Genomic DNA, 23,284 nt, shown 5'->3' with positions numbered 1-23,284 from the left:
GACGCTCCTACTGCTGGCCGGCGAGGGCATCGGCGGCGGCCTTCGACGCGGCGTCCATGTCCTTGCGCGCCTTGTTCAGCGACTCGGCGTGCTTCTCCAGCGCGGCGGTCTGGAGCCTGGTCTCGGCCTCCCACCACGTCTTCGCCACCTTGGTCCGGTCGCGGCAGGCGATGTCGGTGGTGGCTGCCGCGATTTCGTCCGGAGTGACGTCCGGGCCGCCGAAACGGGGATCGTCACTGGCGTCCAGAGGCTGCTTGTAGTCGTAGCCCCCTTCCTTCATGCACGAGGACCACGCCTGGAACGCGGCGACGACCTCGGCTTCCTCCTTGGAGCGCACGTAAGCCTCGTTGCCCAGCTTCTGAGCCTCCTCGGAGTAGTCGACGACGTCCCCCTTGAGCTTGGTGTGCACTTCGCCCCGGCACGCCTGCAAGGCCTGGCCGTCGGGGCCGTTGGCCGAGGTTCCGTCGACCGCCCCCACGTTCACGGCCGCGTCGTACGCCTCCTGTTCGGCCGCCTCCGGCTTGTAGCCGCGCCTCTTGGCCAGGTCCCCGTCATGGATGCCGTAGCGCCAGTCGGTCAGGGTCTTCGGCCCCACCTTCGGCAGCTCGGGCGCCGCACGCCACTGGGCGTACCCCGCGTTCTTCATGCAGTCGCCGATGAGGGCGGCCTTGGCCTGGGCCATCTGCCGCCGCTCGTCGTCCGAGGGCAGGTACGCCTCCATCGGCAGGGTCCATGTCGCGGGGTCCGCCTCGTTGAAGTTGCGCGAGGGGGCGGACCGGAGCGAACCGCCCGCGGCGGATGAGTCGGGCGAGAACGAGCAACCGGCTGTCGCGGCCGCGGTCAGGCCGAGAACGGCGCATGCCGCTGCCGACCTTGCGGAGAGGGAATTCAGGAAACGCATGCGGTCTACCGTTCTCGTACTGCGGGGATGTGCTCAGGCGAACTGGTGCCGGAACGGGCGGGGACCACGGCACGGGCCCCGCCGGCTTCGAGCCGGCGGGGACGGTGTCTGCCGAGGGCCCACGCGCCGTTCCGGCGGGCGGGCAGGGGTCAGCCCCGCCAGCGGAAGGACGCGTTGTTGTTCTTCGTGTAGTTCAGGTTGCGGCCCCAGGCGACGTCGTCGACCGCGCCCTTGAAGCCGCTGTTGTAGTACACGTCGGCGACGTAGGTGGCGTGGAAGTTCTTCGCGGAGGCGGCGTTGTTCTTGATGTTCTGCCCGGAGCCGGGGTGCGGGGCGCTGGCGCCGAGCTGGCAGAACGTCAGCGGGCGCGGGCCGCCGAAGTCATAGACGTTGTAGCCCATGTTCCGGTAGGAGCCCATGAAGTTGGAGTTGTAGAACAGCGTGAACTTGAAGTCCCCGTAGCCCGGGTCCACGCAGATGTCCTTGTGCCAGTAGTTCGCCTCGTCCTCGGGGGATCCCGCGTGGGCGGAAGGTGCGATCAACAGCGTTGCTGCTGCGGCGGCGGCCGCGGCCATGACGAGGCGAGATCCTGCGATACCCATAATCAATTGCCCTTCCAGGTCGCACCCGCGAGTGGCCGGTGCGGTCCGGGCGAGCACGGAAGAGTCCGCCCGGGAACCCGATCCCGCAGCGTTGTCGGACGGGCGTCGGCGGCGCTGCGCGAGCAGCACGACCTCCACGCCTTCCCCCCTGTGCACCCAGACGCGGACAGCCCCCCTGGGTGCGCAGTCTTGGTGAATCGCCTGGTCTGTGGAGGGGTTGGTCGAACCTCTCCCGGCGACCGGATCATTTAAACATCATTAAGATCCGGCAATTCGGGCATTGATCCCTCAAGGGGTGGTCACGATTTGGCATCGGGGCGCCTATCCGGAATCGCCGTGGGAATGCCGTAGGGGCACGCCGGGCGGCGTGCCCCTACGGTTTATTTCCGGAATATTTGAATTATCCCGGTATGCGGCGTTCGTGGCGAACCGAGGCGAAGCGGGTTCCGGCGTCCGGCCCCGTCGGCGGCACTCAGCGGTTGATGTCGACCACGATGCGGTTCGGAGCCGTGAGCTTCGAGATCCGGTACGAGGAGTGGTCACCGAGGGCGAGTCCGATGTTGAACTCACGGCCCTCGGGGTCGGTGCTGCCGGTGCGGCCCTGCCCCTTGAGGCTCGGGAAGTTGTAGGTGGAGTAGTCCGGACTCGTGTACACCGGCTTGGAGTTGGCGAAGTCGAATCCGGTCGCCTTGGACAGCTTGATCTTCAGGTACTGCTTGCCCGTGATCGGGACCACGTGCTCGCTCGACTCGTCACCGCAGCAGGTCAGCGGGGTCGTCTGCGTGGTTGCGGTCCACTGCGGGATCGGTCCCTCGCCCAGGTCGATCACGAAGCGGTCGAAGGTCGGGTGGGTCGCGGCGCGGACGCCGAGGACGCAGGTCCCGTAGCAGTCGGGGGTGGCCGCCGCGACGGACGCACCGGGCGCGGCGGCCGGCGCCGTGAGCCCGGCCGCCTGGGCCTGCGGCACGGCTATGCACAGCGCGCTCGCCGTGACGGCGACGCCGGCTGCCAGCAGGCGAACGGCCTTGATGGAATGCATGAGAGAACTCCCCCTCGTGGTACTCGAATTGCAAGAGTCGAATGCGGCGTGACGGTACGCATCCCCCTGAGCGGGCGGATGGTGTGCGTCGGCTCCGCGGCGGGATCACCCCCTGCCGCTGCGGCGGGTCGGTGCACGAGCCGTCTCGCCGTCGGGCTTCGCCGTGCCCGGTGGAGGTCCACCCCCGGGCGCGTGCGTCGCCGAGTCAACCACAGCCGGTGTCCGTGCTGATCCGCGGTGTCGCCGGGCTCGCGCAGCCCCCGGAGGCGGGTGTCGGCCGGGACGATAGCCGCAAAGAGGTGCAGGCCGACGGCGTTTCGGCGCACGCCGGCCGTGGACCGGCTGTCCGGGGCGGTGTGCCGCTCGTGCGGGACGCTTTTCACGCCCTTCGAACTTGGCTTGAACAAGCCCGGTCTACTGGCGAAAAACAGTCCATCGGGCGGTCCCGGGAGATCGGGCCGACCCTTCCGAAATGGATGTGAGATACGGCTCATTCGCATGGATCGTGTGCGGCGCCGCCAATTGGCCAAGGCGCCTTCAGCGTTCCTCGGGTACGAGTTCGGCGGCTTGACTCGGCCTGGATCCCCAATGAAGATCTATGCAGTGCGGAAGGGGGCCGCGCGATGGAGGCCGGTCGTTTGCGCCCCCCTTCGTGGCCAAGAGATCTACCAGGGGGAAATGCCGTGAAGTTCCAGGTGCTCGGACCGGTGGGGATGGAGACGGAGGACGGGACCCAGGTATCGCCGAGACCGCTCAAGGTCCGCTCCCTCCTGGCCTATCTCTGCACGCACCACGGTGAAGCCGTGTCCTCCGGACGGCTCATCGAGGCCCTCTGGTCAGGCACTCCTCCGCAGACCGCCGCCACCGCCCTGCACGTCTACGTCTCCCAGCTGCGCAAACACCTCCGGGCGCTCGGCCTCGACGCCGCCGCGCTCGTCACCACCCAGCCGCCCGGATACCGGCTGCGGCTCGGCGGGTGCGATCTGGACGTCCACGCATTCGACCGACTGCTGGGAACGGCCCGTGAATTCCGTCGGGCGGGTGAGCGGGAAAAGGCTTCGGAATCCCTGGGGCAAGCCATTTCCCTGTGGCGCGGACAGGCCCTCGAAGACCTGCGCGGAATTCCCGCCTTCGAATCCATCGGCCGGCGGCTGGACGAGCGCCGCTCCTTCGCCCATGAGCAGCGTTTCGAGCTCGAACTCGAACTCGGGAATCACCAGGCCCTCGTCGGTGAGATCCGCGCCCTGCTCGACAGCCGCTCGACGTGGGAAAACCTTTATGCCTACCTGATGGTGGCCCTCTACCGCAGCGGACGGACCACCGAGGCGCTGGCGACGTACGGCAGGCTCCGGAGCAACCTGGTCGAGGACCACGGGATCGAACCCGCGCCGCGCCTCCAGCGGCTCCAGCACGCGATCTTGACGCACGCCCCCGCGCTGGACGACTGTGGCGCGGATCAACTGGTCGGTGCCAACGCCGCGTGAGGCGGACCGGCCCGCTGCGCAGGCCGACCCGGATCATCAACTGCCCGCGAACGGGAGCTTCGAGGTGACGACGATGAACGCCCCCACCGTCCCCTGGTGGCCGCTGCTGCGGCCGCCGGGCGCGGCAGCCGCGCCCCGCGTACGCCTCCTGGTGTTCCCGCATTCCGGGTCCGGGCCCAGCACGCTCTACCCGGTCGTCGAGGCGCTGCCCGCAGACGTGGAAGTGCTCGGACTCTCGCTCCCCGGGCGGGAACGCCGCTTCGGCGAGCCTCCCGGCTGCCGGCTCGACCAGGTCCTGGACGCGGTCTCCGACGAGGTGCTCGGCCGCGACCCGCTGCCCACGGTGGTCTTCGGGCACAGCCTCGGCGCGCTCCTCGCCGCCCGCGCGGCCCTGCTCCTCGGCCCGCAGTGCCGGGCGGCCGTCGTCAGTGGCCAGGTGCCCGGCCGGACCCCGCGCCGGGCCCACGCCACGGTCACCGAGGAGGACGCCGTCCGGCTGCTGCGCGACGGCGGGGGCACGCCGGAGTGGGTCCTGCAGGACCCGGACATGCTGGCCCACGTCACGCGCGTGCTGCGGGCCGACATCGCACTCAGCCGGGAGGCCGCGGCGGGGTTCGAGGACGTACGGCTCGACGTGCCGCTCCACGTGCTGGGCGGCACGGCGGATCCGCTGGTCCCGCACGAGCCGCTCGACGGCTGGGCCGACCACACGACCGGGCCGTGCCGGGTGCGCCGCTTCGCCGGGGACCACTTCTTCCTGCTGGCCCGGGAGCACCGGGGCGAGGTCGGGGACGTCCTGCGCGAGGCCCTCGCGGCGGAACGCTGAGACCCGGCCCGGCAGTTCGGAGCACGCGCCGGCCGGTGCGCGGGGCGGGGTCGGCTCGCCGCCTCGCGCGGCGGCGGGCCGGGGTCCCGAGTGCGGACACTCAGGACCCCACCGGGCGAAGGCCGTTGGTTCCCTCCGGTGCCTACGGCCGGGTGACGCGGACCTGGTAACTGCCGTTGCGCAGCTGGCCCACCACCGAGACGCTGATGCCCGCCTTCTCGTCGGTGAAGGTCTCGCCCGGCCGGAACGGGGCGTCCGACAGTTCCGCGTGGACATTGGGCCGGCGCGTGCAGCCGCCGCTCGCGCCTGAGCTGTCCGACACCGTGATGGGGCCGTGCCCGGTGTCCACGTCGGAGTCCACCTTGTAGACGAGGACGCCGGGCTTGCACACGGCCTCGTCGTTCCCGGCCCGGGTCCGCACCTCCACCGCGTACCCGGCGCTCTCCGACAACGGGATGAAGGCCAGCTTCGTGCCGCCCCGCACCCCCAGCGGGGACAGGGTGTGGTCGCTGGTGCCCGGCTTGGACGCGCAGCTGATCTGCGTGCTGTCCAGCCAGCCCAGCTTCCACTTGTGCCAGCCCATGAGGTCGTTGTTGGCACCCCAGTCCTCGCTCATGATGTCCCAGTGCCCGACGGTGCTCCCTCCGTCGGAGGTGTAGAGGTCGGGCAGCCCGAAGACGTGCCCGTTCTCGTGCGGGAGCACCCGGTAGCCGGTCTCCCGGTAGGTACCGGAGCCGTCGTCCTGGCGGCTGTAGACGAAGGACGTGTTGGCCAGCGGCACCCCGTCGGCGACGGGGGCCTCGCCGTTGCCCGAGAAGGTCACCGAGAGGACGGTGTCCAGGGCGGACGGCCCGGCGTTCGGCGTGATCAGGATGTTGATCAGGTCGTACCGGCTGAAGTCCACCTCGGGGTCGGCGGCCTTCGCGATGTGCTCGACGAGCTGCCGGTAGCCCGGCTCGTACGGGGACCCGCGCTCGATCCCGTACGCCGCGAAGGGCATCGGCATCCGCAGCCAGTTCCTTATGGGGGCCTCGGGCCGGTAGGTGAGCCGGCCGTAGGAGCTGGTGCGGAACCAGTCGGCGGTCTGGGGGAAGAACTCGGCCAGCCGGTCCGCGGCCGCGCCCTCCCCTTTGGCGTCGGGGAAGTCGATCATCAGGTTCAGGGCGCGGACCTCGCCGGTCGAGCGCGAGTACCCGGGCGGGGTCGGCAGGCCCTCGGACATCTGCACGCCCATCGTGCCGGCGATCCGGCAGGGCGCGAGAGCCGATTCGACGGTCGTGGCCACGGGGCCGGCCGCCGAGTTCCCGCGACTGGATATCCCGGTGCTCGCGGTTGCGGAGACGCCGAGGGCCAGCGCGGTCAGGCCGATGAACGCGCTGGTGCGGCGGGGCTTGCGTATCCGGTGGCGGGTCTGCGGCATGGAGATCGCCTTCGGGTCCGCGGCAGCCGGCCCTCTCCGGTCTGCGCTCTGTTCGATCACCCTCCGACGGGCGCGGCGCGCCCGCGCGTCGGGAGAGGCCGAACGTGGACGGGCTTGTGGCTCAGGTCACACGGGGGAGTGAAATAACCGGGGACCGGATCCCCGTTTGTACGTGAGTCCCGCAAAGCGGGGACCGGCTCCCCGTTTGGGCGGGCCGGGCGAACTGTCCGTGCGGCCGTCCGTCCGTACTGCGTGTCACCGTGCCAGGGAGGCCCCGGAATGAAGCGCCCCACCGCCACCGTCCCGGCGGCCCCGTCCGCCCTCGTGGCGAACGCGGCCCCGGCGCAGGCCGCAGTCGCAGCGCCGGCGCAGGCCCCGGCCTCGGAGCCGGTGCGCGTGCGGGAGGCGGCCGGCGCCCGTGCGCCGCGTGCGTCCCGCGGGGCCGGCTCCGGGGTCCCGCGTCCGCGCGCCGACGCCGTCCGCAACCGTGAGCGGATCCTGGCGGCGGCCCGCGAGGCCTTCGTCGAGTTCGGTTCCGCGGCCCCCTTCGACGAGGTGGCCCGGCGGGCCGGCATCGGCAACGCCACCCTCTACCGGCACTTCCCCGACCGGCCCAGCCTCGTCCGTCACGTCGTGCTCTTCGTGATGGGCCGGGTCACGGCGTCGGCCGAGGCCTCCCTCGCCGAGGAGTCGGACGCCTTCGCCGCGCTGTGCCGCTTCACGCACGCCGCGGCCGACGAGCGGATCGGCGCCCTGTGCCCCATGCTCGCCGACGACTTCGACCGCGAACACCCCGAACTCCTCGCGGCGCAGACCGCCCTGGAGTCGGCCGTCGAGGCACTGCTGGCCACCGGCCAGGACGCCGGAGCGATCCGTACGGACATCGGCGTCGGCGACCTGATGGTCGCCCTGTCCCAGCTCAGCCGCCCGCTGCCCGGAACCGCCTGCCTCGACACCGACCGCTTCGCCCACCGTCACCTCCAGCTCTTCCTCGACGGGTTGAGGGCTCCGGCCCGCTCCGAACTGCCGGGTTCGGCGGCCACTTTCGACGACCTCCGGCAAAAGACCATGTGACGCGCACAAAGCTCGCCAAATAGCCTTTTTCAGTCATTCCGCACAGTGAAGTGGGTACCCCCATGTCAAAAACAGCCGCGACACCGCCGCTGGCTGCCGATCCCAGCCGCTGGAAGGCGCTCGTCTTCATAGCCCTGGCCCAGCTGATGGTCGTCCTCGACGCGACCATCGTGAACATCGCCCTGCCGTCCGCCCAGACCGACCTCGGCATCTCGGACGGCAACCGCCAGTGGGTCATCACCGCGTACGCGCTGGCCTTCGGCGGACTGCTCCTCTTCGGCGGCCGCATCGCCGACAAGTGGGGCCGTAAGAACGCCTTCGTCGTCGGCCTCATCGGCTTCGCCTTGGCCTCCGCGCTGGGCGGCGCCGCGAACGGCGAGGCCATGATGCTCGGCGCCCGCGCCCTCCAGGGTGCCTTCGGCGCACTGCTCGCACCGGCGGCCCTCTCGCTGCTCGCGGTGATGTTCACCGACGCCAAGGAGCGCGCCAAGGCCTTCGGCATCTACGGCGCGATCGCGGGCGGCGGCGGCGCCGTCGGGCTGATCCTCGGCGGCTTCCTCACCGAGTACCTCAACTGGCGCTGGACCTTCTTCGTCAACATCCCGTTCGCGATCGTCGCGGCCGTGGGTGCCTGGATGGTCATCCGCGAGCCCGCCGGCTCCCGCAACCGCGCTCCGCTCGACATCCCCGGTGTGGTCCTGTCCACCCTCGGTCTCGTCGCCCTCGTGTACGGCTTCACGCGCGCCGAGTCCGCGGGCTGGTCGGACGCCGTGACCGTGGCCATGTTCGTCGCCTCGGCGCTGCTGCTGGCGGCCTTCGTCCTCGTCGAGTCCAAGGTGAAGTCCCCGCTGCTGCCGCTGCGCGTCCTGCTGGAGCGCAACCGCGGCGGTGTCTACCTCTCGCTCGGCCTGGCCGTCATCTCCATGTTCGGCCTGTTCCTCTTCCTGACCTACTACCTCCAGGTCGTGAAGGGCTTCTCGCCGGTCAAGACCGGCTTCGCCTTCCTGCCGATGATCGCGGGCATGATCCTGGGCTCCACGCAGATCGGCGCCCGCCTGATGACCCGGGTACCGCCGCGCCTGCTGATGGGCCCCGGCTTCCTGGTCGCCGGCCTCGGCATGCTGCTGCTGACCCAGCTGGAGGTCGGGTCCTCGTACCCGGCGCTGATCCTCCCGGCGCAGCTGCTGCTCGGCCTCGGCATGGGCACGGCGTTCATGCCGGCGATGTCCCTCGCCACGCACGGGGTGGACCCGGCCGACGCCGGAGTCGCCTCCGCCATGGTCAACACCTCGCAGCAGGTCGGCGGCGCCATCGGCACCGCGCTGCTGAACACGATCGCCGCCTCGGCGACCACGGCGTACCTGACCGACCACGCGGCCGCGGCCGCGGCGGGCGGCCCGGCCGGACAGCTGATCCAGGCGCAGGCCATGGTCGAGGGCTACGCCTCCGCCATCTGGTGGGCGGTCGGCATCCTGGTCGCCAGCTCGGTCATCGCCCTGACGCTGATCAACACCGGCCGGCCGAACATGGGCGGTCCGGTGGCCTCCGGCGACGGCGAGCGTGCGGACGCGGAGTTCAAGGTCCCGGTGATCGCCCACTGACGGCGGTGCCCGCACGGGAATGACTGATCACCCCGCTTGGTTCAAATTTGAACCAAGCGGGGTTAGTCTTTCAGGGCAGCCCTGTACCGACGACGGAGGAGCGCCCCATGACCCCGGCCACTGCACCCCCGAACCCCACGGGTGCGACCCCGCAGGGGACCCGCATGCCGGCGCTGTACCTCAGCCACGGGGCGCCGCCGCTCGCCGACGACCCGGTCTGGCCGGGCGAGCTCGCCGCCTGGTCCGCGGACCTGCCCCGCCCCACGGCGATCCTCATGGTCTCCGCCCACTGGGAGGAGGCCCCGCTCGCCCTCGGCGCCACCGAACGGGTCCCGCTCGTCTACGACTTCTGGGGCTTCCCCGAGCACTACTACCAGGTCCGCTACGACGCCCCCGGCGCCCCGCGGCTGGCCGCGTCGGTCCGGGTGCTCCTCAAGGCCCCCGGCACCCCGGTCCAGGACATACCGGACCGCGGGCTGGACCACGGCGCGTACGTCCCCCTCGTGGAGATGTTCCCGGAGGCCGACATACCGGTGCTCCAGATCTCCATGCCCACGCTGGACCCGCGCCGCCTGATGGACATCGGCCGCAAGCTGGCACCCCTGCGCGACGAGGGCGTCCTCATCGTCGGCAGCGGCTTCTTCACCCACAATCTGGCCGCCCTGCGGCACCAGGGCCCGGGCGTCCCCTCCTGGTCCGCCGAATTCGACGCCTGGGGCCACGAGGCCCTGGCCGCCGGCGACCTGGACTCCCTGCTCGACTTCGAGACCAAGTCCCCGTCGGGCCGCCTCGCCCACCCCCGTACGGAACACTTCGCCCCGCTCTTCGTCACCCTCGGCGCGGCCGAGGCGACCGGCGACCTCACCGCCCGCCGCGACCCGGTGGACGGCTTCTGGATGGGCCTCTCGAAGCGCTCCCTCCAGTTCGGCTAGGACGTGCGGAGCGCCCCGGTGACCGACTGGTCCGTCCCATGCCGCCGGCATGGGCCGAGGGCTCATTCGAACGGGTGAAATGGGCTGGTTGTGGCGTATCGGGCATTCGATCGTCCGTCCAGGCAACCGGAAGCCCGTGGGGGTCGTCTTCAGGGGCGGGAGTGCTGCCGAAGGCAGGCGCTGTTCCGGTGAAAGAGGCCGTGTCAAGGGTGACGGTGGTCTCAGGGGTGTGGTGGGCGTAAAGACCAGCACGAGGCTCCGGATCCGCCTCATCCCTGGCCTGACCTGCACTTCTTCGAGTTCTTGCGGCGTTCCGGCTCCTCGATGGACGCGGCGCGGCGGGGCAGGATACTGCAAGATCTCGAAAAAGAGAGAGCGGCTTGGGAATTCTGTCCCGATTCCAGTCGTTGTTTCCTTCGGAAGCGGGCACTCGGGAGAGTGTCCGTGACACACCGGACCGGTTGGCAGCCGTCCCGGTGGCGTCCACCAGCCGCACCGCGACCGAACTTCATCGCAAGGGAGCACGCATGGCAACCCGCGCCGTCGCCCGTCGTCAGTCCACGAGCAGCGCCCGCGCTGTGGGCGGGGAGATCGCAGACCGCGACCTGGTCGGCATGTACCTGGACGAGATCGCGCGCACCCCGCTGCTCGACGCGGCCAAGGAAGTGGAGCTCTCGCAGATCATCGAGGCGGGCGTCTACGCCCGGCAGATCCTCGACGGCGAGATAGACCGCAAGGGCAAGTCCCCGGCACGCGAGGAGCTGGAGGCGCTCGCCGCCGAAGGCGAGCGCGCCAAGGAAGTCTTCATCCGCTCCAACCTGCGCCTCGTCGTGGCCGTCGCCCGGCGCTACCCGCGCAGCGGCCTGCCCCTCCTCGACCTGATCCAGGAGGGCAACGCCGGCCTGGTCCGCGCCGTCGAGAAGTTCGACTACGCCAAGGGCTTCAAGTTCTCCACGTACGCCACGTGGTGGATCCGCCAGGCCATCACCCGCTCCATCGCCGACCAGTCCCGCACCATCCGCCTCCCCGTCCACCTGGTCGAGGAGCTCGGCCGGATCCGCCGCGTCCAGCGCGAGTTCAACCGCGAGAACGGCCGGGACCCGGAGCACGCCGAGATCGCCGCCGAGCTGGACACCACGGAGAAGCGGGTGGGCGACGTACTGGACTGGGCGCGCGACCCGGTCAGCCTCAACATGTCGGTGGACGACGACGGCGACACGCAGTTCGGCGACCTCCTGGAGGACACCTCGGCGATCTCGCCCGAGCAGTCCGTGCTCTCGCTGCTGCGCAGCGAGGAGCTGGAGGACCTGCTCGGCAAGCTCGACAAGCGCACCGCGTCGATCATCAAGATGCGGTACGGCATCGACGACGGCCGCGAGCGGACCCTGACGGAGGTCGGCAAGCAGCACGGCCTGACCCGCGAGCGGATCCGCCAGATCGAGAAGCACGCCCTGCTGGAACTGAAGCGGATGGCGCGCGACACGGGCTTCGACGCCGTGGCCTAGAGCGGCCCGCAGCCAAGCCCCCCTGTACGAGCCCCGGTGCCTATCCCCCCCAGGTGCCGGGGCTCCCCCCTTCCCGGGCCCGTGATTCAGCCCCTCCGGCGTTCGAGGAGCTGGGGGAGGGTCTGGGAGCGGAGCCCCGGCTACGGGGTCGCAGCCGCGGTCAGGCGGGTCGCCAGCGCGCCGGCCGCGTCCCGCAGCCCCGCAGGCCCCCGCACGGTGAACGGCAGCCCCGTCAGCGCCAGCCGCGCCGCCACCCACTCCGGGGCGTCCGCGCTCTCGAAGCGCACCGAGGTCTGCCCGCTCCCGCCCCCGCCAGGGAGAGCCGCCGTCCGCAACCACTCCGGCAGCTCCGCCGGGCCCGCCTCGAAGTCGATCTCCACCACGTACGTCCGCTTCTCCCCGCCCCGCAACCCCCGCCGCACGAACTCCTGCGCATCCATCGGCAGGGCCCGCGCCGCGAACCGCGCCCCCGTCGCGAAGGCCTCGGACACCCGGTCCACCCGGAAGGTCCGCCAGTCCTCCCGCTCCAGGTCGTAGGCGACGAGGTACCACCGGCTGCCCGTGCTCACCAGCCGGTACGGCTCCACCAGCCGCCGCGACTCGGCCCCGTCCCCCGCCCGATAGGCGAACCGCAGCCGCTCCCGCCCCGCCACCGCCGACGCCATCACGGTCAGCGTCCGCGGGTCCACGCTCGCCCCGTCCCCCCGGGTCAGCGCGATCGTGGCCGACTGCAGCGCGCTCACCCGGTGCCGCAGCCGCGACGGCAGGACCTGCTCCAGCTTCGCCAGGGCCCGTACGGAGGCCTCGTCGACCCCCTCGATCGCATGCCCGGCCCCGGCCCGCAGCCCCACCGCGATCGCCACGGCCTCCTCGTCGTCGAGCAGTAGCGGCGGCATCGCCGCCCCCGCCACCAGCCGGTAGCCGCCCTCCGCGCCGAGCGTGGCCTCCACCGGGTAGCCGAGGTCACGCAGCCGCTCGATGTCGCGCCGGATGGTCCGCGAGCTGACCCGCAGCCGCTGCGCCAGCTCGCTCCCGGGCCATTCGCGCGGGGTCTGCAGGAGGGACAGCAGGGAGAGCAGCCGTGCAGGTGTGTCGGTCATGAATCCAGGCTGCCAGCGAAATAGGACACAAACTGACCTAGACGCCGTCTAAGTTTCTCCTCATGAGCACCGAGACGTCCAAGACATCGCCCGAAAGATCGAACGGGCCCACACAAGAAGAGCGGAACGACACAGCCCACGACGCACCCAGCTCGCCCGCCGACCGCCGCCGCTGGCTGGCGCTCGCCATCGTGATGACCGCGGCCTTCATGGACCTGGTCGACGTCACGATCGTCAACATAGCCATCCGCACCATGCGCGAGGACTTCGGCGCCTCCACCAGCGCGATCCAGTGGATCACCGCGGGCTATGCCCTCGCCTTCGCCGCCGGTCTGATCACCGGCGGCCGTCTCGGTGACATCTACGGCCGCAAGCGGATCTTCCTCATCGGCATCGCCGGGTTCACCGCAGCCTCGCTGCTCTGCGGCATCGCCGCCAACCCGGACGTGCTCGTCGTCGCCCGCCTCCTCCAGGGCGGCATGGCCGCCCTGATGGTGCCGCAGGTCCTGGCGATCATCCATGTCACCTTCCCGCCCCAGGAGCGCGGCAAGGTCTTCGGCATGTTCGGCGCGATCGTGGGCCTCGCCGCCGTCTCGGGCCCGCTGCTCGGCGCACTGCTCATCGAGTGGGACCTCTTCGGCCTCGGCTGGCGCCCGATCTTCCTGATCAACCTGCCCGTCGGCATCATGGGCGTGATCCTGGGCCGCAAGTTCATCGCCGAGTCCAAGGCCCCGCAGGCGCTGCGCCTGGACCTGATCGGCGTCGTCCTCGCCACCCTCGCCCTGGTCCTGCTGATCTTCCCGCTGACCCACGGCCACGAGAACGACTGGCCGGCGTGGGGCTTCGTCTGCATGGGCGTGGCGCCGTTCGTCTTCGCCGCCTTCATCGCGTACGAGAAGTACAAGATCAAGAAGGACGGCTCCCCGCTCGTCGAGCTCTCGCTCTTCAAGGTCAAGAGCTTCGCCGGCGGCATCGCCGTGCAGCTGACCTTCGGCATCGCCACCGGCATCTTCTTCCTGGTCTGGACGATGTACATGCAGATGGGCCTCGGCTGGAGCGTGCTGCGTGCAGGCCTCACCGGCATCCCGTTCTCCATCGCGGTCTCGGTCGCCGCCGGCCTTTCGGTCGAGAAGCTCGTCCCCCGCTTCGGCCGCAAGGTGCTCCAGGCCGGCGCGCTGGTGATGGCTGCCGGCCTGCTCCTCTACATCTGGGAGTCGCAGCACTACGGCATGGAGATCGCCTCCTGGCAGATGGCCGCCCCGCTGGTCGTCATGGGTGTGGGCATGGGCCTGATCGTGGCCCCGCTGAACGACACCGTGCTCTCCGAGGTGCCGCGCGAGCACGCCGGATCCGCCTCGGGCCTGATCAACACCACCGGCCAGATGGGCAACGCGCTCGGTCTGGCCCTGACCTCCGTGGTCTTCTTCGGCCTGATCGAGAACGACATGGTCTTCGGTCCGCAGTACGTCGAGGCCTTCCGCGGCGCGCTGTGGTGGGTCGCGGCCGTGCTGGTCGTGATCTTCGCGCTGATGTTCGTCCTGCCGCGCAGGGCGCTCCCGATGGAGGAGCGCGAGGGCGCCGCCGAGCATGCCGAGCGCACCGGCGCCGCCGAGAGGGTCCCGGTCGCCTAGGCCGTCCGTCCCACGGCAAGGGACACCCCACGGACATGCCCACCCCCATCGGGTGGGCATGTCCGTTTTTCTCTGGTGCGTTCCGGAATCGGCGTACGGTGAGGGGAAGCCACGGACACGGGCATCGAACGGACGCAAACCCACATGTACGCACCGGAGCGCGGCGGGGCCAACCCGGCCGGCCGCCTCGACTTCGAGCCGGACCCCGGCGAGCGAGGTGCCGTCGGCGCCGCGGACGAGAAGGACCGCATCGCCCTCGCCGCACTCGCCGAACTCGCCGACGGAGGCAGCGTCGTCCTCGACGCCGGCAGCACGGTCGCCCGGCTCGCCGACTCCGCGAAGGCCGGCCAGGAGCATTTCGCGCGCGTCGGCTCCTTCGCGGACGTCCACCTCCTGATCACCGATACGGGGCTCGCCCCCGCTGACAAGGCGGCGATCGAGGCCGCCGGTACGGAAGCCGAGCTCGTATGATCCTCACCGTCACGCCCAACCCCTCCCTCGACCGGACCTACGAGGTCCCCTCGCTGGACCGAGGCCGGGTGCTGCGCGCCACCGCCGATCGGGTCGACCCCGGAGGCAAGGGCGTCAACGTCTCCCGCGCGGTGGCCGCCGCGGGCGGCCGTACGACGGCGGTCGTCCCGCTCGGCGGCGCCGCCGGCATCCTGCTCGCCGAACTCCTGGGCGCGCACGGCGTGGACGTCACGGCCGTCTCGATCGCCGGCCAGACCCGCTCGAACATCGCCGTCGCCGAACCGGACGGCACTCTCACCAAGGTCAACGCGCCCGGACCGGAGCTCTCACCGGAGGAAGCCGGCCTCCTCCTGGAGACCGCCGCCGCCGGAGCCGCCGACGCCGCCTGGGTCGCCTGCTGCGGCAGTCTCCCGCGCGGCCTGGGGCCCGGCTGGTACGCCGACCTGGTCACCCGGGCCCGCGCGGCCGGCGCCCGTACGGCCCTGGACACCTCGGGCACGGCGCTGGCCGCAGCGCTGACCGCCCGCCCTGAGGTGATCAAGCCGAACGCGTCCGAGCTGGCCACGGCGGTGGGCCGCCCGCTGTCCACCCTGGCCGACGTGGTCAAGGCCGCGGAGGAGCTCCGCGCCCTGGGCGCCGGGGCCGTACTGGCCTCCCTGGGCGGGGACGGCCAGCTCCTGGTCTCCGCCGAGGGCACCTACTACGGCACCGCCCCCGCCCCCGCGGTCCGCAGCACGGTCGGCGCGGGCGACGCGGCCCTGGCCGGCTTCCTGCTCGCGGGAGGCGCCGGACCCGACGCCCTCGCCTCGGCCCTGGCCCACGGCGCGGCCGCCGTGCAGCTGCCCGGCAGCGCCATGCCGGTGCCGGCGGAGCTGCGCCCCGATCAGATCCGCATCACCCGGAGCCTGCCCCTGGACCTCCCCCTCACCGACCCCGCGACACCGTGAGAGGGCCGGGCGGGGAGCGGGACCGGACCCCGTGACCTGCCTGGTGGTCAGCCGGCCGTGGCCGGCATCTCCTTGATCCGGTCGACGACCGCCCGGGTCATGACGGCGTTGGTGAACACGACCGTGCCGGGCTTGATCAGGCCCTGCTCACCGGACTCGCCCTGCACTTGGACGGTGCGCTCGCCGAGGAACGCGAGGGTCTGGCTGTCGAAGATCCACTCTTCGCGCTGGCCGGACTGCTCGTCGAGCCGGGCGACCGCGAGCCCGTGCCGGCCCGCGGCGTCGACCGCGTCGTCCACCGTCACCACGCCGGGGATCTTCGCCGCCGCCTTGTAGAGCGCGGCCGTGAGCCCGGCCGGCGGGTGGCTGCCGCGCAGCAGGTCGCCGATCGTGGTGAAGGCCTGCTGGTCGGGGCTGTTGCCGTGCCCCCTGGTCTCCTCGTAGATCCGCCGCAGCAGCACGGCCGGGTCGGTGGGCAGTCCGGCGAGGTAGTCGTGGCTGGGCGAGTTGAGGCTCGGCGTCGGGGTCTGGCCCTTCTCGTCGGTCCCCTCCAGGGTCAGCCCCTCCGGGCCGGTGTTGCCGGGCTCGATCAGCCATCCCTTGGCGCCGTCCGGGGAGTTCCACTGGTGGCGCATGTGCAGTTCTTCGCTGACCAGGGTGCTTTTGTCGCCGACGGTCTTCACGTACGTGGTGGCCGTCCTGCTGCCGATGTAGACGAACTGGTCCGCGCGCACCACCGGGCCGGGGGAAGAGGACGAGGAAGAGGAGGCGGCGGCAAGGGAGATGCGGTCCAGGAGCTGAGGCGTGCCCTGGGAGTCGGCCGTGCCGATCCGGGTGGTCAGCGCCGGGCCCGTGGCGATCGTGGAGCCGGGGCCGTCCGCGGTGCCCCGGTCCGCGTAGGAGAGGAAGCCGGCGGCGAGCGCGCCGACCAGGGCGAAGGCCGTGGCGGGCACGAGGACCGCGGCCCGCAGGAACGGGTTGCGCGACCTGGTGGCGGGGACGGGGGCGGCGTCTCGGAGGTCTTCGTGGGACTGGGCCATCGGGCGCTCCTTGGGGAACCGGTGGCGGCCCGCGGAAAGCTCGCTGCGGACCGGACCGCGTTCGCGCGGTCGCCATGTATCTGTCGGCGCCGAGCCGCGAGTTCCCGCCTGTTCTCCTTCGGTTCCGCCGCCCCCCGGCGGGAGCGTCAGCGCACGCGGGCGCGCAGTTCCATGGCTTCGCGCGCGGCCGCCTCGCTCTCGTACACCTCGCACATGTGCCGTCCGTCGGGCGTTGCCGTGTGCTCCACCTCCCAGAGGCTGACCTCGGTCCCGTCCACCAGCACGAAGGCGTGCTCGTACAGGCTGAAGCCGGCGTCCCGCCCGTCCGAGAGGGGCTGCCGGCCGCCGAACGCCTGCGTGATCTGGTGCGCGTACGCCGACCGCAGCAGCGCCGCCACCGGCTCGCCGGGCCGGTCCCCGTTCTCCGCGCGGCGCAGCACCCGCCGGGCGTGGTCGGCGGACTGCTCGACCGCGTACTCCCGGTGCCGCCGGGCCGGCGCCGGGTCCGCGAACAGCTCGCTCAGCCCCGCCATGTCGTTCGCCGGCTCCTCGTCTCCGGGCAGCAGCACCGGATCGGGGGCCGCCCCGGCGGAGGCCTCTCCGAACAGCCGGGACACCGCCAGGCAGGTCTCCGCCTTGCTCGCGAAGACCTCGTGGCGGACCCTGCGGTCGCCCTCCAGCAGGTACGTCAGCTCCCAGAGGGAGACCGAACCGCCGTCGGCCAGCAGATAGGTGTGCCGGTGGGTCTCCCGCCAGATCCCCGTCGCCGGGCTGTGGTGGGTGGTGTAGAGCGAAGAGCTGTGGGCGAGCGCCGTGCCGAGGCGCTCGACCAACCGGTCCGGCAGGTCGAAGGAGTTGAGGGCGCGGCCGAGGAGTCGGTCGAGGTGCGCCTCGGTTGTCTCGTACGGATCGCTCAAGGGGGGTCTCCAGGCCGTCGCAGCTTGTCACTTCGCGGACGCTCAACGTAACCCCTGGCTCTGACATCACGTCCGGGGTTCGGTAAAACGTCCGGGAAGCATCGGAGGTTCCCGCCACCCCTTCAGGTCAACTTGCGTACGGATGGGCACGGTTAGGCCTGCTCTGTGCGGGAGCGCGGGACTATGGGCCGCATGGCAACGAATACAGTGGGCCTCCCGCGCCAGCAGGAACGGCCCCGCAGTGGACACGAGGGCGAACGGGGCACCCCGCCCAAAGGGTTGGCCTGGCTGCTGGCCCTCACCGGGGCGGCCGGGCTGCTGGCCTCCTGGGTGATCACCCTCGACAAGTTCCTCCTGCTGGAGGACCCGGACTTCAAGCCCGCCTGCAGTCTGAACCCGGTCGTCTCGTGCGGCAGCGTGATGCAGAGCGAGCAGGCGGAGGCATTCGGCTTCCCCAACCCGATGCTGGGGCTCGTCGGGTACGCCGTCGTGGTCTGCGTCGGCGCGGGCCTGCTGGCCGGCGCCGGCTACCGCGGCTGGTTCTGGCTCGGACTGAACGCCGGCACGTTCTTCGGCGTCGGCTTCTGCACCTGGCTGATGGTCCAGTCGCTCTACGAGATCAACGCGCTCTGCCTGTGGTGCTGCCTGGCCTGGGTGGCGACCCTGCTGATGTTCTGGGCGGTCACCGCGCACAACGTCCGTACGCGCACCCTCCCCGCCCCCGGCCCGCTGCGGGGCTTCTTCACCGAGTTCGGCTGGGCCCCGCCCGCCCTGCACATCGGAGTGATCGGCATGCTGATCCTCACCCGGTGGTGGGACTTCTGGACCGGCTGACCGCGGGCGGCAGCCACGGCACGGCACGTGCGAGGGCCCCGGCGGCTGGACGCCGCCGGGGCCCTCGTCGCGCGGAGCGGAAATCAGCTGCCGGCGGAGGCGTTGCCCGACAGGATCGGGATGTTGTCCAGGATGTGCGAGAGCGTCTCGTCGCCCTTGGCCTGGGTGGAGTTCTCGGTGCACTGCTGGTTCTGCGGGTTCGACGCGATCTGGAAGTCCTGGAGGCCGATGTTGGCCGCGGCGAGCAGCGACTGGGCGTTGATCTTCACCGGCAGGCCGATGCAGGGCTTGTTCAGGGTGCCCTGGACCACGCCGAGCTGCGGGCTCAGGTCGCCGTGGGTCTTCTGGTTGCCGTAGATCTGCTGGGAACCGTTGCCGTTGACGGTGGTGACCCCGCCGTCGTTGCCGATCGCCATGGCCGGGGCCGCAGCAGCAGCGCCCGCGCCGATGGCAACGGCGGAGACCGCGGCGGCGGTCATGAACTTCTTGAACATCTTGATCCTTCTGTCGCACGAGTGCCCGCTGATGGAGCGCCCTGGTCAACTGCCCTGTCAGAGGGTTGGTTCCGGTCCTTCACTCAAACGGCGTGCGCGCGCCGAGATTTTCCCCGGCCCGGGTGAGTGGCCTGCGGACGCGTGCGCGAAGCCCGTACGCAGCCCGTACCCGCCCAGGTTCCGGTTGCGCTCCGTACGAGGTGTTCGCACGGTGGGTGAGTAAGCGGATCATTCCGGTCCGTTTGTGTGTCACCACCCAGAAGGAACGCTCATGCGCCGCACGAAGCCGTCCCGCGCCCGCCTCCTCGTCCCGTCGGCCCTCGCCGTCGTCATACTGTCCGGCGCGGCCGCCCCCGCGGGCGCCGCGGATGGTGACGGCTCCGCGGCGCTCAACGGTCGAGTGGCCTCCGTCCAGCAGCAGGTCGACAAGATCGAGCGGCGTGCGGCGGCGGCCGGTCCGATCGACGATCTGCTCGCGGGCCTCACCAAGACCCTGCAGGACCTGCTCGCGTCCGTGGGAGGCCTGCTGCCGGACGGGGTGAAACTGCCGTCGTTCGAACTGCCGAAGCTCCCGGACCTCCCGGACCTGCAGCTCCCCGACCTGTCCGACCTGATCCCCGCGGTGCCTGCGGTGCCTGCGGTGCCTGCGGTGCCTGCGGTGCCTGCAGCGCCTGCGGTGCCTGCAGCGCCTGCGGTGCCTGCGGTTCCTGCAGTGCCCGCGGTTCCGGAGCTCCCCGCGATCCCCGAGATTCCGGACATCCCCGACCTTCCCGTCCTGCCGTAGGGCAGGGGGCGACCGTGAACCCCTCGCATGGTTACGACAATTGAGCCGAACAGGTCTGATTGTGCGCGTGGCCGTGTCGTCATGGGAGGGTGGACCGTTTCGCTCGTTGTGAGCCCCGGTTCGGGGCAGAACATCGAACAGAAGGTGCACTTCCCATGAACTCTGCCAAGAAGGCCGCCCTGGTCCTGGCCACCGCTGGTCTCGCTGCGGCCGGTGCCGCCGGCTCCGCCGTCGCCGACTCGCAGGCCGAGGGCGCAGCCGTGGGGTCCCCCGGCGTCCTGTCCGGCAACCTGCTGCAGGTGCCGGTGCACATCCCGATCAACCTCTGCGGCAACACCGTGAACATCATCGGTGCGCTGAACCCCGCGTTCGGCAACCACTGCTTCAACGACTGACGTTCACTGCACGACCGACTGTGGGCGCCCCGGCCTTGCCGGTGGCGCCCACAGTCGTGTCGGTACCCGTTTCAGCCGGGGCGGTTCAGCCCTGGCCGCCGTTGAGCTTCACTCCGCCGAGCAGCGGGGACGTCTGGGTGGCGCCGTTCGCGAGGCCCAGCACGGTGGCGGGCACTTCGTTGCGGACCTTGTTGACCTTCTGGACCGTGTCCACGACCTTGTTGACGCCCTCGCCCTGCTCGGCCAGCGCGTTGCCCACCGTCTGCGGGGCCGACTCGGTGAAGGGCCCGAAGGCGTTGACCGCCTCCGTCGCCCCGCTGGTCAGGCTCATCGGGGGCATCGCGGCCGGGGGCTCGGCGGCGAAGGCGGTGGTGGAGGCGCCGAGGGCGGCGACAGAGCCGGCGACGACAGCGGCGACCTTCGTGAGCTTCATTATCGAAATCCTCTTCTTTTTCCGTGGGCAGAGGCGTGAGCGGCGACCGTCGCGCCGCTTTCGCCCTGGGTAACGATTCCCCGCCGCTGCGGAAACGCGAACGAGTGCGCGGCGGAGAACGCGATCACGGCAACGGCCGGAGAATCCGACGAGGATTCTCCGGCCGATATTTCTTCTGATTACCGTTATTGCCCGTCAGGCGATACGGGACCGCCGGTACAGAATCGCGCCGCCCAGGATGAGAGCCGTGGCGAGCGCCGCCGCGGCCGCGGGCTGACCCGCACCGGTCTCCGCCAGAACGGGCGCGCTCACGTGCGCCGGAGCGGGAACCGGAGCCTGCGCCGGGACCGGGGCGGGAGCCGGAGCGGGGGCGGCCGGGGCCGGTGCCGGGGGCAGGTGGACGGGGGTGTCACCGGCGGGGGCGGCCGGCGGCTGGTCCGCGGGCGGTACGGCCTCGGGTGCCGGCGCGGGGACGGGCGCCGGGTGCTCCACGGGCTGGCTCCCGTGCGGCGGCCGGGGCGCGGGACCTTCGTCCACGACGGGGGCCGGGGCCTCCGGTGCCGGGCCGGGCGCCGGGGCCGGAAGCGTATGCGGCGGCTCCTCGGCCGGTGCCGGGACGGGCTCCGGTGCGGGGAGCGGGGCCGGGGCCTCCTCGGCGGGCGGCGCGGGCGCCTCCTGGACCGGCTCCGGGGCGGGCAGCGGGGCGGGCTGCTCCTCCACGGGCTCCGGCATCGGGTGCGGCGCCTCGGGCGAGGGTGCGTGGTGCTCGGGCGGAGGCGGCGCGGACCCGGGGTGGTCGTCGCACTCCTCCTCGCCCTGCTCCTTGCCCTGCTCCTCGCCGTAGCCGCCCTCGTGGCGCGGCTCCTCGTGGCGCGGCTTCGCGTGCCGGGGACCCCCGGGGCGGGGCCCGTCGTTCCGGGACGCCTCGTGCCGCGGTGCCTCCTGGGGCCGCGACTCCTGGCGCTGTTCCGGTACCGCGTGCCGGCCCGGGCGCTCTTCGAGGTAGCGCTCGAAGGCCTCGGCGTTCTCGGGGCTGAGGTAGCGCCCGTAGTCGTAGCCGTCGCCGGCGTGCGAGCCGGACGTGGTGGCGCAGGTGTTCCCCATCGCAGGGTTGAGCGCCGCACCGCCGTCCACGCTGTTGCCGCACACGTTCGGCGCGAAGGTGACGGGTACCGAGACGCTGTTGCCGGCCAGCACGCCCGGCGAATGCGAGACCTCGGCCGTCGCCCCGGAGTGCGCGTAGGCCGCGCCGGTCGCGATCGACAGCAGGCTGGACGCGGCCGCCGCCGTGAGCATCCCCTTGCCCAGTACCTGTCGGCTCAGTACCTGTCGCATGGGTCCTTCCCTGTCTACCGGCGCTGCGGCCGGTGCTGAATCGAAGGTGGCCCCGGAGTGCACCGCCGTGCACTCCGAGGCCACCCCGAGGAGGTTTGCCCTGGTGGGCGCAACCGCTTCGTCAGCGGTTGATGCAGACGTTGCCGAACGTCGGGTTCAGCAGCGCGGCGACGTTCACGGTGTTGCCGCAGATGTTGATCGGGATGTTGATCGGCACCTGCACGTTGTTGCCGGACAGGACGCCGGGGGAGCCCGCGGCCACGCCCGAGGCATCCGCGTTGGCCATGGCGGGGGAGGCTGCACCGACTGCCATCAGGGCGCCGGCGGCCAGCACCACTGCCTTCTTGTACGTCATTTTGATTTAGATCCTTCCCGCAGAGGCGTGTCCACTGCAGAATTAACAACGACTGGTTCGGGAAAAGGAAACCGCATGTTTTCGGCGGCCTTCCGGCAATTCATCCCAATGCCCGGCGCCTGAATTCTTGGCGGGTCGGCGGATTTGTGCCGCCGATTAACGCCAGCACGGAAGTCGGGCTCCACAAGCGGCGAGGCCGCCGCGGCCCGAAGGTGCGGCGGCCTCGCTGGCGCGGCTCGGGTCAGCTGCCCTGGGAGACGTTGCCGGACAGGATCGGGATGTTGTCCAGGATGTGCGAGAGGGCCTCGTCGCCCTTGGCCTGGGTGGAGTTCTCGGTGCACTGCTGGTTCTGCGGGTTGGACAGGAGGTTGAGCTCCTGGAGGCCGATGTTGGCCGCGGCCAGCAGGGACTGCACGTTGGCCTTCGCGGGGAGGGCGATGCAGGGCTTGTTGAACGAGCCCTGGATCAGCGCCATTTGCGGGCTCATGTTGCCGTAGGTGGCCTGGTTGCCGTAGATCTGCGCGGCGTTGTTTCCGTTGACGCTGGTGACGCCGCCGTCGTTGCCGATGGCCATCGCCTGGGGCGCCATGGCGGCACCGATGCCCACGACCGAGGCGGCAACCGCGGCCGAGGCCATCATCTTCTTGATCATTGTGGTCCCTTTTTTGCAGGATTGCCCGGTAGTGGAGCACCCGGATCAACGGCTCGGCGCCGGCTCGGGTTGCGTGTATTCACCCGGATGCAGCCGTTTCGGCCGACGCGGTTGACGGTCAGGCGTTCACGCAGACGTTGCCGAAGGAGGGGTTCAGCAGGGCGATCACGTTCACGGTGTTGCCACAGACGTTCACCGGGACGTCGACGGGGACCTGGAGCAGGTTGCCGCTCAGGACGCCGGGGGACCCGCCGGCGAAGCCGCTGGCCGTCGCTCCGTCCCCGCCGTGCGCGGAGGCGAGGCCCGCGCCGCCCATCAGTACGGCGGCGCCCGCGACGGCGATGGTGGTGCCGCGTACCAGGCTCTTCTTCATCTCCGTATTTCCTTTCGGTTCGAACAATGGTGCACCGCATAACGACCCGCCCGTTGCGAGGGTGCGTGTGATCGCCCAAAAGGCCGTACGAGCGAGTCCGGCGTGATTTCCCGCCCGATTTCTGCCAAAGTTCACTCCT

At 71.1% G+C, this 23,284-nt stretch carries 24 protein-coding genes and 1 pseudogene; 12 read left to right on the top strand and 13 right to left on the bottom strand.

The window, feature by feature from the left end; genetic code table 11:
* Positions 1-7: 7 nt before the first annotated feature.
* From OG472_RS19985 to OG472_RS19975, 3 genes are all read right to left on the bottom strand, one after another.
* Positions 8-901 (bottom strand): hypothetical protein, encoded by an 894-nt coding sequence (locus tag OG472_RS19985; protein ID WP_405941816.1) that lies wholly within the window; start codon positions 899-901, stop codon positions 8-10.
* Positions 902-1,050: 149 nt separating this feature from the next.
* On the bottom strand, positions 1,051-1,503 hold the full coding sequence (locus OG472_RS19980) for a hypothetical protein (protein WP_401608490.1): 453 nt from the start codon (positions 1,501-1,503) through the stop codon (positions 1,051-1,053).
* Between the two features lie 472 nt (positions 1,504-1,975).
* On the bottom strand, positions 1,976-2,542 hold the full coding sequence (locus tag OG472_RS19975) for a hypothetical protein (protein WP_405830540.1): 567 nt from the start codon (positions 2,540-2,542) through the stop codon (positions 1,976-1,978).
* Between the two features lie 683 nt (positions 2,543-3,225).
* Here OG472_RS19975 and OG472_RS19970 point away from each other — a divergent pair.
* The gene (locus tag OG472_RS19970; RefSeq protein ID WP_405941815.1) at positions 3,226-4,026 is read left to right on the top strand and encodes a BTAD domain-containing putative transcriptional regulator; all 801 of its coding nucleotides are present in this window, start codon (positions 3,226-3,228) and stop codon (positions 4,024-4,026) included.
* Positions 4,010-4,852 (top strand): thioesterase II family protein, encoded by an 843-nt coding sequence (locus tag OG472_RS19965; RefSeq protein WP_405830536.1) that lies wholly within the window; start codon positions 4,010-4,012, stop codon positions 4,850-4,852. Before OG472_RS19970 ends, OG472_RS19965 begins: the two co-directional genes overlap by 17 nt.
* Positions 4,853-4,994: 142 nt before the next feature.
* Here the strand turns inward: OG472_RS19965 and OG472_RS19960 are convergent, their stop codons facing one another.
* Complete coding sequence (locus OG472_RS19960) at positions 4,995-6,272, bottom strand: M6 family metalloprotease domain-containing protein (protein ID WP_401608500.1); 1,278 nt, start codon at positions 6,270-6,272, stop codon at positions 4,995-4,997.
* Positions 6,273-6,551: 279 nt separating this feature from the next.
* On the opposite strand from OG472_RS19960, the gene OG472_RS19955 reads away from it, so the two are divergent.
* The 4 genes from OG472_RS19955 (at position 6,552) to OG472_RS19940 (ending at position 11,384) form a co-directional block, all read left to right on the top strand.
* Positions 6,552-7,346, top strand: coding sequence for a TetR/AcrR family transcriptional regulator (locus OG472_RS19955; RefSeq protein WP_405941814.1), 795 nt, complete (start codon positions 6,552-6,554; stop codon positions 7,344-7,346).
* A gap of 62 nt (positions 7,347-7,408) precedes the next feature.
* Positions 7,409-8,947: an MFS transporter gene (locus OG472_RS19950; RefSeq protein ID WP_405941813.1), complete on the top strand. Its 1,539-nt coding sequence runs from the start codon at positions 7,409-7,411 to the stop codon at positions 8,945-8,947.
* Positions 8,948-9,054: 107 nt separating this feature from the next.
* The gene (locus tag OG472_RS19945; RefSeq protein ID WP_405941812.1) at positions 9,055-9,879 is read left to right on the top strand and encodes a dioxygenase; all 825 of its coding nucleotides are present in this window, start codon (positions 9,055-9,057) and stop codon (positions 9,877-9,879) included.
* A gap of 527 nt (positions 9,880-10,406) precedes the next feature.
* The gene (locus OG472_RS19940) at positions 10,407-11,384 is read left to right on the top strand and encodes an RNA polymerase sigma factor RpoD/SigA (protein ID WP_401608511.1); all 978 of its coding nucleotides are present in this window, start codon (positions 10,407-10,409) and stop codon (positions 11,382-11,384) included.
* A 140-nt stretch (positions 11,385-11,524) separates the two neighbouring features.
* On the opposite strand, the gene OG472_RS19935 is transcribed toward OG472_RS19940, so the two are convergent.
* Positions 11,525-12,484 carry a helix-turn-helix transcriptional regulator gene (locus OG472_RS19935; protein WP_405941811.1) on the bottom strand — a complete coding sequence of 320 codons (960 nt, stop codon included), beginning with the start codon at positions 12,482-12,484 and terminating at the stop codon, positions 11,525-11,527.
* A gap of 62 nt (positions 12,485-12,546) precedes the next feature.
* Here OG472_RS19935 and OG472_RS19930 point away from each other — a divergent pair, with 62 nt between their 5' ends.
* The 3 genes and pseudogenes from OG472_RS19930 to pfkB all read left to right on the top strand — a co-directional run bounded on the left by OG472_RS19930 (position 12,547) and on the right by pfkB (position 15,533).
* Entirely contained in the window at positions 12,547-14,115 is a 1,569-nt protein-coding gene (locus OG472_RS19930; protein ID WP_401608517.1) for an MFS transporter, read from the top strand.
* Positions 14,116-14,277: 162 nt separating this feature from the next.
* Positions 14,278-14,586, top strand: a pseudogene (locus OG472_RS19925) (D-beta-D-heptose 1-phosphate adenosyltransferase); the annotation flags it as partial.
* Positions 14,583-15,533: a 1-phosphofructokinase gene (gene pfkB, locus OG472_RS19920; protein ID WP_405941810.1), complete on the top strand. Its 951-nt coding sequence runs from the start codon at positions 14,583-14,585 to the stop codon at positions 15,531-15,533. The pseudogene OG472_RS19925 and the gene pfkB, both read left to right, overlap by 4 nt.
* Positions 15,534-15,580: 47 nt before the next feature.
* Here the strand turns inward: pfkB and OG472_RS19915 are convergent, their stop codons facing one another.
* Together OG472_RS19915 and OG472_RS19910 are read right to left on the bottom strand one after the other, a co-directional pair.
* Entirely contained in the window at positions 15,581-16,723 is a 1,143-nt protein-coding gene (locus OG472_RS19915; RefSeq protein WP_405943195.1) for a CU044_5270 family protein, read from the bottom strand.
* Entirely contained in the window at positions 16,720-17,490 is a 771-nt protein-coding gene (locus OG472_RS19910) for a DUF6227 family protein (protein ID WP_405830525.1), read from the bottom strand. The genes OG472_RS19915 and OG472_RS19910 overlap by 4 nt, the downstream gene beginning before the upstream one ends.
* Positions 17,491-17,682: 192 nt before the next feature.
* Between OG472_RS19910 and OG472_RS19905 the strand changes: the two genes are divergently transcribed.
* On the top strand, positions 17,683-18,324 hold the full coding sequence (locus tag OG472_RS19905) for a vitamin K epoxide reductase family protein (protein WP_405941809.1): 642 nt from the start codon (positions 17,683-17,685) through the stop codon (positions 18,322-18,324).
* An 83-nt stretch (positions 18,325-18,407) separates the two neighbouring features.
* Here OG472_RS19905 and OG472_RS19900 read toward each other — a convergent pair whose 3' ends face one another.
* Positions 18,408-18,818, bottom strand: coding sequence for a rodlin (locus OG472_RS19900; protein ID WP_401608528.1), 411 nt, complete (start codon positions 18,816-18,818; stop codon positions 18,408-18,410).
* A 271-nt stretch (positions 18,819-19,089) separates the two neighbouring features.
* Between OG472_RS19900 and OG472_RS19895 the strand changes: the two genes are divergently transcribed.
* On the top strand, positions 19,090-19,602 hold the full coding sequence (locus OG472_RS19895; RefSeq protein ID WP_405941808.1) for a hypothetical protein: 513 nt from the start codon (positions 19,090-19,092) through the stop codon (positions 19,600-19,602).
* 155 nt (positions 19,603-19,757) lie between these two features.
* Positions 19,758-19,997, top strand: coding sequence for a chaplin (locus OG472_RS19890; RefSeq protein WP_401608534.1), 240 nt, complete (start codon positions 19,758-19,760; stop codon positions 19,995-19,997).
* Positions 19,998-20,082: 85 nt separating this feature from the next.
* On the opposite strand, the gene OG472_RS19885 is transcribed toward OG472_RS19890, so the two are convergent.
* From OG472_RS19885 to OG472_RS19865, 5 genes are all read right to left on the bottom strand, one after another.
* The gene (locus OG472_RS19885; protein ID WP_383570999.1) at positions 20,083-20,430 is read right to left on the bottom strand and encodes a hypothetical protein; all 348 of its coding nucleotides are present in this window, start codon (positions 20,428-20,430) and stop codon (positions 20,083-20,085) included.
* 195 nt (positions 20,431-20,625) lie between these two features.
* Entirely contained in the window at positions 20,626-21,765 is a 1,140-nt protein-coding gene (locus OG472_RS19880) for a chaplin (protein WP_405941807.1), read from the bottom strand.
* 121 nt (positions 21,766-21,886) lie between these two features.
* On the bottom strand, positions 21,887-22,120 hold the full coding sequence (locus OG472_RS19875) for a chaplin (RefSeq protein ID WP_405941806.1): 234 nt from the start codon (positions 22,118-22,120) through the stop codon (positions 21,887-21,889).
* 241 nt (positions 22,121-22,361) lie between these two features.
* The gene (locus OG472_RS19870; RefSeq protein ID WP_405830519.1) at positions 22,362-22,772 is read right to left on the bottom strand and encodes a rodlin; all 411 of its coding nucleotides are present in this window, start codon (positions 22,770-22,772) and stop codon (positions 22,362-22,364) included.
* Between the two features lie 118 nt (positions 22,773-22,890).
* Positions 22,891-23,145 (bottom strand): chaplin, encoded by a 255-nt coding sequence (locus OG472_RS19865; protein WP_401608543.1) that lies wholly within the window; start codon positions 23,143-23,145, stop codon positions 22,891-22,893.
* Between the last annotated feature and the right edge of the window lie 139 nt (positions 23,146-23,284).

The organism is Streptomyces sp. NBC_00207 (assembly GCF_045160965.1).
Taxonomy (GTDB): Bacteria; Actinomycetota; Actinomycetes; order Streptomycetales; family Streptomycetaceae; genus Streptomyces.
The sequence above is the reverse complement of the archived record's forward strand: the minus strand, read 5'-3'. Positions and strand labels throughout refer to the sequence as shown.